The sequence below is a fragment of the Serratia sp. NGAS9 genome (genome assembly GCF_009905295.1).
Taxonomy (GTDB): Bacteria; Pseudomonadota; Gammaproteobacteria; order Enterobacterales; family Enterobacteriaceae; genus Serratia; species Serratia bockelmannii.
The window spans coordinates 2,379,018-2,393,159 of record NZ_CP047605.1; the positions used below are offsets into that span (position 1 = coordinate 2,379,018).

General features: G+C 60.5%; 13 protein-coding genes. 8 read left to right on the forward strand and 5 right to left on the reverse strand.

Translation table 11 applies throughout. From position 1 onward, the window contains the following. Nucleotides 1-9 precede the first annotated feature (9 nt). Nucleotides 10-1,311, forward strand: coding sequence for a c-type cytochrome (locus GUC32_RS11515; RefSeq protein ID WP_369435734.1), 1,302 nt, complete (start codon nucleotides 10-12; stop codon nucleotides 1,309-1,311). A 39-nt stretch (nucleotides 1,312-1,350) separates the two neighbouring features. Here GUC32_RS11515 and GUC32_RS11520 read toward each other — a convergent pair whose 3' ends face one another. Next, a complete protein-coding gene (locus tag GUC32_RS11520) occupies nucleotides 1,351-2,520 on the reverse strand; it encodes a cupin domain-containing protein (RefSeq protein ID WP_369435735.1) in 1,170 nt (389 codons plus the stop codon). Between the two features lie 560 nt (nucleotides 2,521-3,080). Here GUC32_RS11520 and GUC32_RS11525 point away from each other — a divergent pair. Genes GUC32_RS11525 through licT form a run of 3 tightly spaced genes read left to right on the forward strand, consistent with a single transcriptional unit; the run spans nucleotide 3,081 to nucleotide 7,209 of the window. After that, on the forward strand, nucleotides 3,081-4,934 hold the full coding sequence (locus tag GUC32_RS11525) for a beta-glucoside-specific PTS transporter subunit IIABC (protein ID WP_197827676.1): 1,854 nt from the start codon (nucleotides 3,081-3,083) through the stop codon (nucleotides 4,932-4,934). Next, nucleotides 4,931-6,346: a glycoside hydrolase family 1 protein gene (locus GUC32_RS11530; protein ID WP_099816819.1), complete on the forward strand. Its 1,416-nt coding sequence runs from the start codon at nucleotides 4,931-4,933 to the stop codon at nucleotides 6,344-6,346. The genes GUC32_RS11525 and GUC32_RS11530 overlap by 4 nt, the downstream gene beginning before the upstream one ends. 20 nt (nucleotides 6,347-6,366) lie before the next feature. Then, nucleotides 6,367-7,209 carry a BglG family transcription antiterminator LicT gene (gene licT / locus GUC32_RS11535; RefSeq protein WP_049295550.1) on the forward strand — a complete coding sequence of 281 codons (843 nt, stop codon included), beginning with the start codon at nucleotides 6,367-6,369 and terminating at the stop codon, nucleotides 7,207-7,209. Here licT and GUC32_RS11540 read toward each other — a convergent pair. Beyond that, on the reverse strand, nucleotides 7,194-8,108 hold the full coding sequence (locus GUC32_RS11540) for a LysR family transcriptional regulator (protein ID WP_142590406.1): 915 nt from the start codon (nucleotides 8,106-8,108) through the stop codon (nucleotides 7,194-7,196). The genes licT and GUC32_RS11540 overlap by 16 nt on opposite strands. Before the next feature lie 103 nt (nucleotides 8,109-8,211). Here GUC32_RS11540 and GUC32_RS11545 point away from each other — a divergent pair, with 103 nt between their 5' ends. Together GUC32_RS11545 and GUC32_RS11550 are read left to right on the forward strand one after the other, a co-directional pair. Beyond that, complete coding sequence (locus tag GUC32_RS11545; protein WP_127145882.1) at nucleotides 8,212-8,778, forward strand: chromate transporter; 567 nt, start codon at nucleotides 8,212-8,214, stop codon at nucleotides 8,776-8,778. After that, a complete protein-coding gene (locus GUC32_RS11550) occupies nucleotides 8,775-9,296 on the forward strand; it encodes a chromate transporter (RefSeq protein ID WP_025302761.1) in 522 nt (173 codons plus the stop codon). Before GUC32_RS11545 ends, GUC32_RS11550 begins: the two co-directional genes overlap by 4 nt. Before the next feature lie 4 nt (nucleotides 9,297-9,300). Here the strand turns inward: GUC32_RS11550 and GUC32_RS11555 are convergent, their stop codons facing one another. Continuing rightward, nucleotides 9,301-9,654: a protease inhibitor Inh/omp19 family protein gene (locus tag GUC32_RS11555; protein ID WP_016927814.1), complete on the reverse strand. Its 354-nt coding sequence runs from the start codon at nucleotides 9,652-9,654 to the stop codon at nucleotides 9,301-9,303. Between the two features lie 411 nt (nucleotides 9,655-10,065). Here GUC32_RS11555 and GUC32_RS11560 point away from each other — a divergent pair, with 411 nt between their 5' ends. Beyond that, the gene (locus GUC32_RS11560; protein WP_369435736.1) at nucleotides 10,066-11,682 is read left to right on the forward strand and encodes a serralysin family metalloprotease; all 1,617 of its coding nucleotides are present in this window, start codon (nucleotides 10,066-10,068) and stop codon (nucleotides 11,680-11,682) included. A 42-nt stretch (nucleotides 11,683-11,724) separates the two neighbouring features. Here the strand turns inward: GUC32_RS11560 and GUC32_RS11565 are convergent, their stop codons facing one another. Continuing rightward, nucleotides 11,725-12,375 carry a dihydrofolate reductase family protein gene (locus GUC32_RS11565; protein ID WP_369435737.1) on the reverse strand — a complete coding sequence of 217 codons (651 nt, stop codon included), beginning with the start codon at nucleotides 12,373-12,375 and terminating at the stop codon, nucleotides 11,725-11,727. Nucleotides 12,376-12,444: 69 nt separating this feature from the next. Continuing rightward, a complete protein-coding gene (locus tag GUC32_RS11570) occupies nucleotides 12,445-13,449 on the reverse strand; it encodes an alpha/beta fold hydrolase (RefSeq protein WP_369435738.1) in 1,005 nt (334 codons plus the stop codon). A gap of 233 nt (nucleotides 13,450-13,682) precedes the next feature. Between GUC32_RS11570 and GUC32_RS11575 the strand changes: the two genes are divergently transcribed. Further along, nucleotides 13,683-14,114, forward strand: a complete 432-nt coding sequence (locus tag GUC32_RS11575) for a DcrB-related protein (RefSeq protein ID WP_049207056.1) — start codon at nucleotides 13,683-13,685, stop codon at nucleotides 14,112-14,114. The last annotated feature ends 28 nt before the right edge of the window (nucleotides 14,115-14,142 follow it).

Sequence of the window (14,142 nt, forward strand, 5' to 3'; positions counted from 1 at the left end):
AGAGATGCGATGAGCAATGCCTTGAAAGGGCTGTTATGGCTGATTATCGCCGTGGTGGTGTTGGCGGGAGGATACGCGCTGTATACGCTGCTGCGGCCCACCGGCGCTGAGCCTGCGGCGCCGATCGCCGGGGCGCCGGCCGGCATCACCGACAAACTGGCGCGCGGCGAGTACCTGGCGCGTGCCGCCGACTGCGTGGCGTGCCACACCGCGCCGGGCGGCGCGCCTTATGCAGGCGGCTTCGCCTTCAAGTTGCCGTTCGGCACCATTTACGGCACCAACATCACCGCTGACAAGGAAACCGGCATCGGCAACTGGAGCGACGATCAGTTCGTACGCGCGGTGCGTGAGGGCATCGGCCCACAGGGCAACCTGTATCCGGCGATGCCTTATACCTCGTACACCGAACTGAGCCGCGATGACGTGCTGGCGATCAAGGATTATCTGTTCAGTCTGCCGCCGGTGAAACAGGCCAACCCGCAAAACGAGCTGTCGTTCCCGTTCAACCAGCGTTGGGGCATGAAATTCTGGAACCTGGCGTTCTTCCAGGAGCAGCGTTTCGCGCCGGATCTCAACAAGGATGAACAGTGGAATCGCGGTGCCTATCTGGCGACGGCGCTCGGCCACTGCGGCGAGTGCCATACGCCGCGCAATCTGGGGTTTGGTCTTAACCAGAGCAAGCACCTGAGCGGTGAAGTGGTGCAGGGCTGGTTCGCCGCCAACATCACGCCGGACAAACAGACCGGCATCGGCGGCTGGAGCGACCAGCAGCTGTCGCAATATCTGGCCACCGGCCATGCGCCGGGGCGCAGCAGCGCCGCCGGCCCGATGGCGGAAGCGGTGGAAAACAGCCTGCAGTTCCTGACGCCGGAAGATAATCTGGCGCTGGTGAAATACCTGCGCGACATCGAACCGATTGCCGGCGATGGCGCCGCTGCGGTGAATCTGCAGCCGAAGGGCGCGGGGGCTTCCACCCCGATCCTGCCGGGCGGGCAAGACAGCTCGCTCGGGCGGCGGATGTTCGCCAACGACTGCAGCGGCTGCCACCAGTGGAACGGGCCGGGCCGCCAGAGCGAGTACGCGTCGCTGGTGGGCAGCACGGCGGTGAACGATCCGCAGGGGCGCAGCGTGGTGCAGGCTATCCTGAAGGGGACGAGCATCAGCGTCGGCGAGCGGCATGAGATGATGCCGTCGTTCGGCAGCGCCTATTCCGACGAGGAAGTGGCGGCGGTCGCCAACTTCGTGGTCGGCCATTTCGGCGACAAACAGGGCAAGGTCACCGCCAAACAGGTGGCGGAGCAGCGCAAGTAGTAAAGAAAGCGGCGAGGGAGATTCTCCCTCGCCGCGGCGTCAGCGGCTGCGCCGCGACATCACCCGTTTGTCTTTCGGTCTATCCTGCCAGTCCTCAACCTGATTATTGAAGTTGTCCGCCAGCAGGTAAGCCGGGGTTTTCGCCAGCCAGTCGGACAACGAAATATCCTGATAAATGCCGTTGTCCATCACGATCAACACCTTCAAATCCTCATCGCCGATGTTCTCGATGTAATGGCCGAAGCCCTGCGGCACGTAACCGACGTCTGAAGGGACGTACTCTTCCGTCTGCGCGTGGCCGTGCGAGCTGAACACCGTCATCCGGCCTTTGCCGGCAATATAGTATTGCCATTCGTTGGCGTTGGGGTGCCAGTGCAATTCCCGGATCGCGCCGGGTTTCACGATCTCGATGATGCCGGTCATGGTGGTGGAAATAGGAAATTCTTTCGACGACACCAAATGGACGCTGCCGGCGTCATTTTCAAAGAACGGCTTTTGCTTCATTAATTCATAGCGGTGGGTCAGCGGGGCATTATTTAATCCGCCGTCGTTTTTCGGCAATGGTAATGTGGGCGGGACGGCGCCGCCGACAATATAAGCTTCACCCTGTTTGGCCTTGGAAAATACCGCCGCCGGCATGTCGACGCTTTTTTCCAATACCTCTTTCGGCATATGCGCCACCCAGTCGGTGATGCTGAAGGTGCCGAATTCGGAGAAATGCCCGTTATCGAATGCCAGAATAAAATGCGCGCCGTCCGCCAGCGCCTGAATGGAATGGCCATAGCCTTTCGGGAAATACCAGACGTCGCCGGGGCCGAAATCCGCCACCTCACATTTTCCCTCGGGATCGAGGATGGTGATGCGCGCATGGCCTTCCAGCATGAATGCCCATTCGGCGGCGATGGCGTGCCAATGCAGTTCGCGCACGCCGCCCGGCTCCAGCGTCATGTCGACGCCCGCCACGCCTTCGGAGATCGGGAATTGCTCGACGGTGGCTTCGCGTGCCCAGCCGTTGGGCAGGCTGCGTTTTTTGCTGTCGGTGAATTTGTATTTATAGAGATGCTGCGCATCGGCAGGCGGCTGATAGCTGCTGGGAGGCACGATATTACGATGGTCGTCGGCAGCGGCATTTTTGGCGATGCCGCCGATCATGCCGGCGGCGGCCGCGCTGACGGCGGAGACTTTCAATATATCACGACGCGATAGCATAGCATTTTCTCCAATATAAACCGTGCGCCTGCAGCAGCAGGCGACGGGGAAGGCGCGATCGCCATTGAAATGATTTTTTGTCATCGGCGGGAATAGGCTGTGACCCTTAAATCCTAGCGGCTGGAATGTATTGCGTAGGCGCTTATTTGTTTGCGTTTGTTACTAAGTGAGTGCAGGTTTAATTAATTGCCCGGAAGTTGAATAGTCATGGATCTGAATTAATCTTCCCCTGTAATTAAATAAACAAAGTGACAATAAAGCGCATTATTTTGGGTTATTTCCTTCCGGTTGCGCTATGGGTGTGCGCAAAAAGCGTGCAGCGGCGACATTGCAGTGCGTTTACGCTAAATCGTGACGCCTTTCACAACGCTGACGTATGGCTATTGCCGAGTATTCGCGAGTATGGTGATACTTTTAGCGCGGTCGAGAAGACCGCACACCATTTTTATTGCGGCGTGTTACTGCTAAAGCAGGCAAGACCAAAATAGGAATGCACTTCTCCTTGTGACGAGGCGCATTTCCATTTTGGTCTTTTTTTTTGCATTTTACTGGGGAAAACGATGGACTATCAGAAACTTGGCTTAGAAATATTGGCGCGGGTCGGCGGTAAAGGCAACGTCAGCAAGCTGACACACTGCGCGACCCGTTTGCGTATGGAATTCAACGACGACGCTAAAGTGGATTCGAAGGCGATTGAAGCCCTGCCGGGCGTTATCAGCGTGGTGGTGCGCGGCGGCCAGTTTCAGATCGTGGTCGGCAATAACGTGCAGCAAACGTTCCGCGTGCTGCAAAAGGAGATTGGCCAGCCGCAAACCGGCGCTCAAAAGCAGCAGCCGAAAGGTGGCGTGGTGTCACGGATTATCAGCGTGATTTCCACGACCTTTACCCCGGTGATCCCGGCCATTACCGGCGCGGGGATGATCAAGGCACTGCTGGCGATCCTCAAGCTGGCCGGGGCGATAGATCCCGCCGGCACGACCTATCGATTGCTGGATACCGTCGCCGATGCGGCGTTTTTCTTCCTGCCGGTGCTGTTGGCTTACGGTGCCGCGATAAAATTCGAGTGCAATCCCATCCTGGCGATGACCCTCGCCGGCGCGTTGCTGCACCCTAATCTGGCTCAGATGCTGGCGGCAGGCACCGCGATTGATTTTCTCGGCATGCCGGTGCGGCTGGCGGATTATGCCGGCTCGGTGTTGCCGATCATTTTTACCGTGTGGCTGATGTCCTATATCGAGCGGTTTGCCGAGAAGGTTTCGCCGACGATGATCAAGTTCTTCACCAAACCGATGATTGTGCTGCTGGTCACCGCGCCGCTGGCATTGGTGGTGGTCGGGCCGTTCGGCATTTTCCTCAATGACATGGTGGCCGCCGGTGCGGCGATCGTCGATGGTAGGGCTAGCTGGCTGATTCCTATGTTGATGGGCGGGCTGCAGCCATTTTTGGTGATCACCGGCACCGCCTGGGCGATGACACCGATCGCCACCGGCCAATTGACCAAGAATGGTTTTGAGATGATTAACGGGCCGGGCATGTTGGCGTCCAATATTGCGCAAGGTGCGGCGACGCTATGTGTGGCATTCCGCACCAAGAACACGAATTTGCGCCAGTTGGCGTCCTCCGCCGGTTTTACCGCGTTGTTGGGGATCACTGAACCCTCGCTGTATGGGGTGACGCTGAAACTGCGCAAGCCGTTGATCGCAGCGATGATCGGCGGTGGCTGCGCCGGCATTTACGCCGGGTTGAGCGGGTTGGTGCGCTATGCCTTCGTTTCTCCTGGCCTGGCTGCTTTGCCGGCGTTTATCGGTGAGAACCCGATGAATATCGTGCATGCGCTGATCACTTGCGCCATTGCCATCGTCGTGACCTTTGCCCTGACCTGGATCCTTGGCTTCGACGATCCGGTCGAGGAGGCGAACGAAGTGACTCAGGTGGCGGCCGACGAGATATCGCCGGTTTTCAGCCCGCTGACTGGCAAAGCCGTGACGTTGGATCAGGTCAACGATGACGTCTTCTCACAGGGCTTGTTGGGCCAGGGCATGGCGATCATACCGTCGGAAGGGGTGCTGCGTGCGCCGCTGGACGGCGAGATCGTGACTTTCCTGCCGTCAAAACATGCGGTCGGCATCAAGGGGGACAACGGTGCGGAGCTGTTGCTGCATATCGGCATCGACACGGTAAACCTGGGTGGCCAACACTTTGACTCCGGACTGCAGATTGGCGATCGCGTGAAGGCCGGCGACGAGCTGGTGCGTTTTGACATCGGCGCGATCGCCGCATTGGGCTTCGATCTGACGACGCCGGTATTGATCGTCAACAGCGAAGCGTTTCAGGTTCAGGTGTTACCTAAGCCGCATGGCGTTCATGCCGGTGAGACGATTATGGCGCTGAAGGCCAATAAGGAGCCGGCATGATTTATCAACGCTTGCACGATTTTCCCGCCGAGTTTCTCTGGGGCGCGTCGACTTCCGCCTATCAGGTGGAGGGCGCATGGAATGAAGACGGAAAAAGCCCGTCGATCGTCGATATGCTTGAACATCCCGCAGGCACGGCGGATTTTACGGTGGCCAGCGATCACTATCATCGCTTTCGCGAGGATGTGAAGCTGTTCGCAGAACTGGGGTTAAAGGCCTACCGGTTTTCGGTTGCGTGGACGCGCGTGTTGCCCGATGGCGTCGGCGAAGTCAATGCGCCGGGGCTGGCGTTTTACCGGCAGTTGATCGACGAATTGCTGGCGCACGGCATCGAGCCGGTGGTGACGCTGTATCATTTCGATCTGCCTTATGTGCTGGAGCAGCAGGGCGGCTGGTCCAATCGCGCCACCATCGAGGCTTTTGTCACTTACGCCGGCGTGCTGTTCGACGCCTTCGGCGATCGGGTGAAGTATTGGCTCACCATCAATGAACAGAACACCATGATCCTGCACCCCGGCGCTATCGGCACGCCCAAAGGCGGTGCGTTGCCTGACAAACGGACGCTGTATCAGCAGAGTCATCATATGTTGGTCGCTCAGGCCAAAGTCATGGCATTATGCCATCAGCGCTGTCCCGGCGGGAAAATTGGCCCGGCGATCAATACCACCTCGATGTATCAGGAGACCTGCAATCCGCTGGATGCCATTGCCGCCCACAACTGGGAGACGTTGCGCTGTTGGAGTTTTCTCGATGTGGCGGTGCATGGCCGCTACAACGCCCTGGCCTGGCGTTACCTTGAGGATCGGGGGTGGGCGCCGGACAGGGAGCCGGAGGATGCGGCGCTGCTGTTGGCGGCACGACCGGATTATGTGGCGATCAATTACTATTCCACCGCCACGATCGCCGCCAGCCGCGGCGACGGTGCAGACGTGAGCGCACGCGCCGGCGATCAGCAAATCATGCTCGGCGAACCGGGCGTGTATCGTGCGGCGGAAAACCCGTTTGTCGGCAAGACGCGCTACGGATGGGTGATCGATCCGGTTGGCCTGCGCTTAACGCTGCGCAAGACCTTCGAACGCTATCACCTGCCGATACTCATCACGGAGAACGGCATTGGCGCGCCGGATGAATTGCGGGCGGATGAGACCATCGACGACGACTATCGCATTGAATTCATGCGGCAGCATGTCGAACAGATGCGGCTGGCGATCAACGATGGCGTCGAGCTGCTCGGTTACTGCCCGTGGGCGGCGATTGACGTCGTCAGTACGCATCAGGGTTACGCCAAGCGCTATGGATTTATCTACGTGAACCGCGGAGAACGGGATCTTAAGGATCTGCGGCGCATCAAAAAACGCAGTTTTGACTGGTATCGGCAGCTTATCGCCGCCAATGGCCGGTTGGGCAAATAAGCAAGGTGACGGCCGAGACGATGAAAGTCATTAAGGTGCTCAACAACAGTCTGGTGTTAACCGCGGACGACGATAACCGTGAGGTTATCGTCATGGGCAAGGGAATTGGTTTTAACAGCAAAACCGGAGACGAGATCAACTCGGCCGCCATTGAGAAAGTGTATGTGGTGCAGGAGGGGCAAAAAGGGCGCGATTATCTGCGGCTGATTGAAACTGCCCCGACGGAGCACATCGAAATTGTGCAGATGATCCTCAGTGAGGCCAACCGCCAACTGAACGGCAACATTAATGAACAGATTTTCTTTACGCTAGTGGATCACGTCAGTTTTGCTATCGAACGTCATCACAAGGGTATCGCCATCCAAAACCGCCTGCTGTTCGAGGTGAAGCGTTTCTACCCGCGAGAGTTTGCGGTGGGGCTGCAAGCGTTGGCCTACATTAACCAGCGGCTGAATATCCATCTGCCTGAAGAGGAAGCGGGCAATATCGCCTTTCACCTGGTCAACGGCCAGACCGAAGTGCAAAACATGGAGCACACGTTGCTGGCGGTGAAGATGCTGAAAGATATTTTCAATATCATCAAGTATCACTTTCGCCTCAATATCGACACCGATTCGCTGAACTACGCGCGCTTTTTAGTGCATATGCAGTTCTTTATCCAGCGCATGCTCGACGGCAAACAGATGACCTCGAAGGCCGATTTTCTGTTTGCCCAGATGACGGCCGAGTACCCGCATGCCTATCGTGGCGCGCTATTGATCCGCGATTACGTGAAGAATCTGCTGCAAATGGAGATGTCGAACGATGAGCTGCTGTATTTGATGATCCATCTGACGCGCATCACCGATCAGCCCGAGGCCTGAACCGCCTCGGCGACCAGTTCGCGAAAGCGCTCGACGATCGGCGAGGCCGGGCTGCGGCGCAGCGCCAGGTAAAGCGGGGCGCTGAGCTGCGCTTCTGCGGCGAGAGTGCGGTAGACAATGCCGTCGCCGCCCAGCCGCCGCATCGAGCCGGGCACGATTGACAACCCCAGCCCGGCGCCGACCAGGCTGAGGGTGGCCGGCAGGCGTGGCGCTTCCTGCACGATGCGCGGGCTGAAGCCGGCGCGGTGGCAGGCGGCCAGGATGGCGTCGTACAGCCCCTGGCCGGCCGGGCGGCGATAGAGAATAAACGCCTCGTGGGCCAGTTCGGCCAGCGGCAGCGGCTGCTGCGTTTCTTGCGCCAGCCGGTGGCCCAGCGGCAGGGCGACGATCATCGGCTCGCTGAGCACCGGCTCGACGCTCAGGCCGGGAATGCCGTTGGCCGGCGAACGCACGAAGGCGGCGTCGAGGCGCTGTTCCAGCAACGCCTCCATCAGTTCGCCGCTGCCGGCTTCTTCCAACTGGGTGGTGATGCCCGGCAGGATATCGCGATAGCGGCGCAGCAGGTTGGGCACGAACGGGTGCAGCGCCGCGGAGCTGGTGAAACCGATGGCGATGTGGCCCTGCTCGCCGCGGGCGGCGCGCTGTACCGCTTCGCGCAGGCGTTCGGCGCGCGCCAGCAGGGCGCGGGCCTCTTCAAACAGCACGCCCCCCGCTTCGGTGACGCGCACGCCGCGCGGCAGACGCTGCAACAAGGTTACGCCCAGTTCGTCTTCCAGCCCCTGCAGCAGGCGGGTCAGCGGCGGCTGTTGGATAAACAGCCGCTCGGCGGCGCGGGTGATGTTGCCTTCTTCCACCACGGTGACGAATGCCCGCAGGCGACGCAGTTCGATCATAGCCATACCTCAAAGGTATTGTTAGTTTCTCCGGAATGCATTAGACATCATGGCACGGCGGCGCGCATGATACCAGACATCAAAACAAGCGATGTGGAACGGCAATGTCATGTCAGATATCAATACGTTAAAACCGCACCCGGCGGCAGCGCCGGGTAATGCGGAGCTGTTTTTGGGCTTTCTCTGGCTGGGGCTGATCGGCTTCGGCGGCGTGCTGCCGATGGCGCGCAGTATGCTGGTGGAGCGCCGGCGCTGGCTGAGCGGCGAACAGTTTACCGAGCTGCTCGGTCTGTGCCAGTTCCTACCCGGCGGCAATGTGATCAACCTGTCGGTGGCGGTGGGCATGGAGTTTCGCGGGCTGCGCGGCGCGCTGTGCGCCTTGCTGGGCCTCATCAGCGCGCCGACGGCGATCGTGGTGGGGCTAGGCGTGGTGTACGCCCGCTTCCAAAACGATCCGCATGTGCAGCATGTGTTCGCCGGGCTGGCCGCCGCCGCCGCCGGGCTGCTGCTGTCGACCGGGCTCAAGATGCTGCTGCCGCTGCGCGGTAAATGGCCGGCGCTGGCGATCGTCGCGCTGGCGCTGATCGCCATCGCCTGGCTGCGCCTGCCGCTGTTGCCGACCATGCTGGTGCTGGCGCCGCTGAGCATTTTGCTGATGTGGCGGTGGCCGTCATGAGCGGGGTGTTGATTGCGTTGGCGCTGATCTTCACCGAGCTTTCTTTATTGGCGTTCGGCGGCGGCATGACCATTCTGCCGGAAATGCAGCGGCAGGTGGTTGAGGTGCATCAGTGGATGAGCGCCCAGGAGTTCAGCGCGCTGTTCGCCATGGCGCAGGCCGCGCCGGGGCCGAACATGATGATCGTGCCGCTGGTCGGCTGGCACGTCGCCGGCTGGGCGGGGCTGTTAGTGTCTTCGATCGCCAAGTTCGGGCCGTCTTCCATCGTTACGCTATTGGTGATGGGCGCCTGGCGGCGCTTTAAGGATCGCCCGTGGCGCCGCATCGTGCAGGCCGGACTGGTGCCGCTGACCGTGGGGTTGGTGGCGGCCAGCGGTATCTTGATCGCCGAGGCTTCCGCGCCCAGCTGGCGGCTGGCGGCAATCGTGGCGCTGGCGACGGGGTTGAGCATGAGCAAGCGCCTCCATCCGCTGTGGGTGCTGGCGGGCGGCGCGCTGCTCGGGTTACTGTTCGCCTGAAGGGTTAGCGCGGGATCAGTACAAAGCGCGAAGGGCCGTTGCGGTCGATCAGCTCATAGCGCTTCGGCGCGGTCAGGGCCAGAAACGCCACCATGCTCCCTTCGGCGTCGGTCAGCGTCATGCCGTCCGGCGTCGGCCGCCAGGCGACCGGCAGCGCGTGCAGCGCCAGCGGCTGCAGGCATTGGGCGGAGGCGCTGAAACGGAAAGCGTTGGTGTTGGCCACCGCTTCGTCGCTCAGCTGCACCTCGCAGACGGTTTTACCGTCGCCGATGGCGGCGAGCTGCCAGTCGCCCTTCAGCGCGGCGGGTTCCAGCAACGGCAGTGAACTGCCCAGGGCACTGCTGCACAATATGCTCATAACGACTCCTGTCAGGCTGGCGCGGCGCAAGGCGCGCATAAGGAAATGGGTTGGCATCGGGTCACTCCTTTCGGCTGTCCGTTCACACTTTAGCACGTACCTATCTTGATGATGAGGGAAGGATTAGGTTTTTTAATCCTCGATTATTCTGATCTGATCGGTGATAAAATACGCAAAAAGACGAATAATTAACCCGTTAATACGCTCATTTTTCTCATTAATATAGTGAGAATACAAATTGTTATGCGTATCTCCATCTCTATGCCCGGCGCGGTGAAGCCAGGCCGGGTGGGCTCGCGCCAGCGGGGTGAGTCACTATACTGGTCATTCCTAAGCCTTGGCTTAGATTAGAACGACTGATGAATAGTCTTACAAAGCGAGTGGGTTCCTATTGTGTAAAAGGAGAATACAATGCGCAGTCGCCACAACGACATTTTGCAAGATGACGATGAGTTCACCAGCCTGGCCGCCACATCCCCCAACGATCATAACTATCAGTTTTACTATCACCAGCCCGGCAGCCCCTATGACGGATTGGGCTACGGCGCGCTGTTCACGCTGGACAACGCTAACCTGTACAGCAACCAGCGCGGCGGGGCGGCGATTAATAATTTGGGTAAAATCCGCGATAACTTCAGCTTCGATCGCGCCGCCGATCAGTTGACGCGGCCGGGCCTGACGCACAACGGCGACCAGGTGTATCACCAGCCGGTCGCGCTGACCTATTCCTTCCTGACGCAGAGCGCGCTGAACCGCATCGGCCAGACCGGTGACGGCGACAAGGGGTTGCAGCCGTTGACCCAGGCGGCGCAGGCTCAGGCGCTGAAATCGATGCAGGCGTGGGCCGACGTGGCGAACGTGACCTTTACCGAGGCGGCGTCCACCGATATCAACCACCGCGCGGACATCACCTTCGCTTACTTCACCCAGCGCGCCGACGGCAGCACCGCCGCCGGCAGCGGCCCGAATGCCATCAACGCGTACGCCTATTACCCGCCGAGTTCCAAATCGGGCAGCGATAACGCCTTTGCGGGCACGGTGTGGTTCAACAAGAACTTTGCCACCCATCAGGCGCCGGTTAGCGGTGACTTCAGCAGCCAGACCTTCACCCACGAGCTGGGGCATGCCCTGGGGCTGGCACACCCGGGATCTTATGACGCGTCGTTGGGCAACCCGAGCTACCAGAACGATGCCGCCTATTATCAGGATTCGTTGCAATACTCGATCATGAGCTATTTCAACGCCGGTTACACCGGCGCCGACACCAAAGGGGTCTATGGCTATGGCCCGATGGTGGATGACATCGCCGCGATCCAAAAATTGTACGGCGCCAACATGAGCACCCGCACCGGCGACACGGTGTACGGCTTCAACTCCAACACCGGGCGCGATTTCCTGACCGCCACGGCGGACAACGGCAAACCGGTCAACTTCGCGGTGTGGGACGCCGGCGGCAACGACACGCTGGACTTCTCCGGCTACAGCCAGCAGCAGATGATCAATCTGAACGACGGCGCGTTCTCCAGCGTCGGCGGCGGCACGCAGAACGTCGCCATCGCGCGCGGGGCGATCATCGAGAACGCCATCGGCGGCAGCGGGCGCGATGTGATCATCGGCAACGATCAGGACAACCTGCTGGCGGGCAACGCCGGCTCCGATATCCTGTACGGCGGCCTGGGGGCGGATCATCTGTGGGGCGGCAAAGATGCCAATAACTTCACCGACTATTTCGTCTACCTCAATGCCAAAGAGTCCACGGTGGCGGCGTTCGACGTGATTGAAGACTTCGAGCACGGCATCGACAAGATCGATCTCTCCGGCCTGCGCTTCAACAACAGCCTGAGCGAGCTGCGCTTTATCGACAGCGGCAGCGTCTTCAGCGGCCAGAAAGGCGAGATCCAGCTCAACTTCGACGCCTTCAACGGCACCACCGATCTGCTGATGAACACCCAGAGCAACAGCTACGCCGCCGACTTCAAGATCCACGTGGTCGGGCAGGTCGAACAGAGCGATATTTTGTTTGCCTGAGGTGATGAAGGGGAAAGAGAAAAGGGCCGAACGGCCCTTTTTTTACGGCTGGGCCGCCGCCGCGCTTTCCGCCACGAAGGAACCGGTCGTTACCTCGCCGGAACGGCGGTAATGAGCCACGATCACGCCGCCGGGTGAGACCACCGAGTGGGCCAGCGTGAAGGCCGCCGGCGCCGCGTTGTCATCGAACAGCCGCTTGCCGCCGCCGAGCAGCACCGGGTAGGTGAGCAAGCGCAGTTCATCCACCAGATCGTTGGCCAGCAGCTGTTGCATCAGCGTGCTGCTGCCCTGCACCAGCAGCACCGGCCCCTGGGTGCGCTTCAGCTCGCGCAGCCGGGCGAGGATGTCTTGCCCCAGCCACTGGCTGTTCTCCCACGTCAGCGTCTCGCCGTGGTGGGTGGCGACGTACTTGGTGGCCTGATTGAACACGCGGGCGATGTCGGCGGAAAACGGGTCGGCCTCGTCGGTGATATGCGGCCAGTAGCCGGCGAAGATATCGTAGGTGCGCCGCCCGAGCAGCAGATCGAAAGGCGCAGAGAAAAGATCGCTCATCGTTTCCGCGACGGCGTCATCCCAATAGGGCGCGGTCCAGCCGCCGAAGCGAAAGCCGCCGCTGCGGTCTTCGTCTTGCCCGCCGGGCGCCTGCATCACGCCGTCGAGGCTGACGAACGCGCTGGCAATAATCTGTCGCATGGCTGTCTCCTGCAGTTGAGTGCCAGCTGAAAGTTTAGCCGCCGTGCGGCGGCCGCGCCAACCGGCCGCTCAGGGTTGCAGCGCCTTGAGCAACGCCTGATGGAAGCGCGCCGGCTCCTCCATTTGCGGCGCATGGCCCAGCCCGGCGAACTCGATCAGCGTGGCGTGCGGGATGAGTTTCGCCGCCTGTTTGCCCAGCACCGCGTAATGCCCGATTTTGGCCTTGACTGCCGGCGGGGCGATATCGCTGCCGATGGCGGTGGTGTCGGCGGTGCCGATCATCAGCGTGGTGGGGGTTTGCAGATCCTTGAACTCGTAGTACACCGGCTGGGTGAAGATCATGTCGTAGATCAGCGCCGAGTTCCACGCCACCAGGCGGTGGCCCGGCCCGTTGTTCAGCCCGGCCAGCATATCCACCCAGCGATCGTACTCCGGCTTCCAGCGGCCGCCGTAGTAGGTGTGCTGCTCATAATTGCGGATGCCCTCGGCGGTGGTGTTCAGCTCGCGCGCGAACCATTGATCGACGCTGCGCCACGGCACGCCTTTCGCCTTCCAGTCCTCGAGGCCGATCGGGTTGACCATCACCAGCTGTTCCACCGCCTGCGGATACATCAGGCTGTAGCGCGTGGCCAGCATGCCGCCGGTGGAGTGGCCGATGACGATGGCCTTGCTGATGTTCAGGTTCTGCAGCAGGCCGTGGGTATTTTGCGCCAGCTGCTGGAAGCTGTACTGGTAATGCGCCGGCTTGGTAGAGGAGCAAAAGCCGATTTGGTTCGGCGCGATCACGCGGTAGCCGGCCTTGCTCAGTGCCTTGATGGTGTCCTGCCAGGTGGCGGCGCAGAAGTTTTTACCGTGCAGCAACAGCGCGGTGCGGCCGTTGGCGGCGCCTTCCGGCGGCACGTCCATATAGCCCATTTTTAACGGCTGCCCCTGCGAGGTGAAGCTGAACTGCTGCAACGGGTAGGGGTAGTGAAAGCCCTGCAGCTCCGGGCCGAACGTCGGCGTTTCGGCGGCGCCGGCGTTGAACGCGGCCAGCGCGGCGCACAGCAGCGCACTACGGGTGAATCTCAGCATCCTGATCTCCTGAAAACGGACGAGAGCCGAGTATAGCCATAATCGGCGCGGCGGCGCGCCAGTGGTTTCAGATAATTCTGTATATGACGGTTTGATTCCCGGCCAGATTCCGGGCAACGCTCTTTTTCACAGTGAACGCGGTCACGCCGCGCAACATTGGCGGCGCCTGATGGTTTTATTTCAAGGCTAAGTTATGCGATGCTTAAGCATTATTTATGCAAAAGGATCCTCGCATGTCCGCTTTATCCCGCTGCGCTTTCAGCGAAGGCAGCGTCGCTTTGCCGGAAGGCTATGCCGATCGCACGGTCAACGTCCTGTTGGCCGGCGATGATGTTTCCCCCTCAGTCAATATTTCCCGCGATGCGCTGCAGCCGGCGGAGAACCTGGAAGGCTACGTCACCCGCCAGCTCGATGCGCTGGCACAGGGGCTGAAAGGTTGGGCGTTCAAAAGCCGCGAGCCGGCGACGCTGGGCGATGGGCTGGCCGCCGGTGAATGGGTGCGCGCCAGCTACCTGCGCGACGGCAAACGCATCTGGCAGAACCAGGCGGTGTTCGCCCTGGCGGAAGGCCGGGTGCTGGTGTTCACCCTGGCGATGGCGCGCAAGCTGACGCCACAAGACGACGCGCTGCTGCAGCAGGTGCTGAGCAGCTACCGGGCGGCCTAACGATGAACTCTTTGCGTAAAAGGACCTT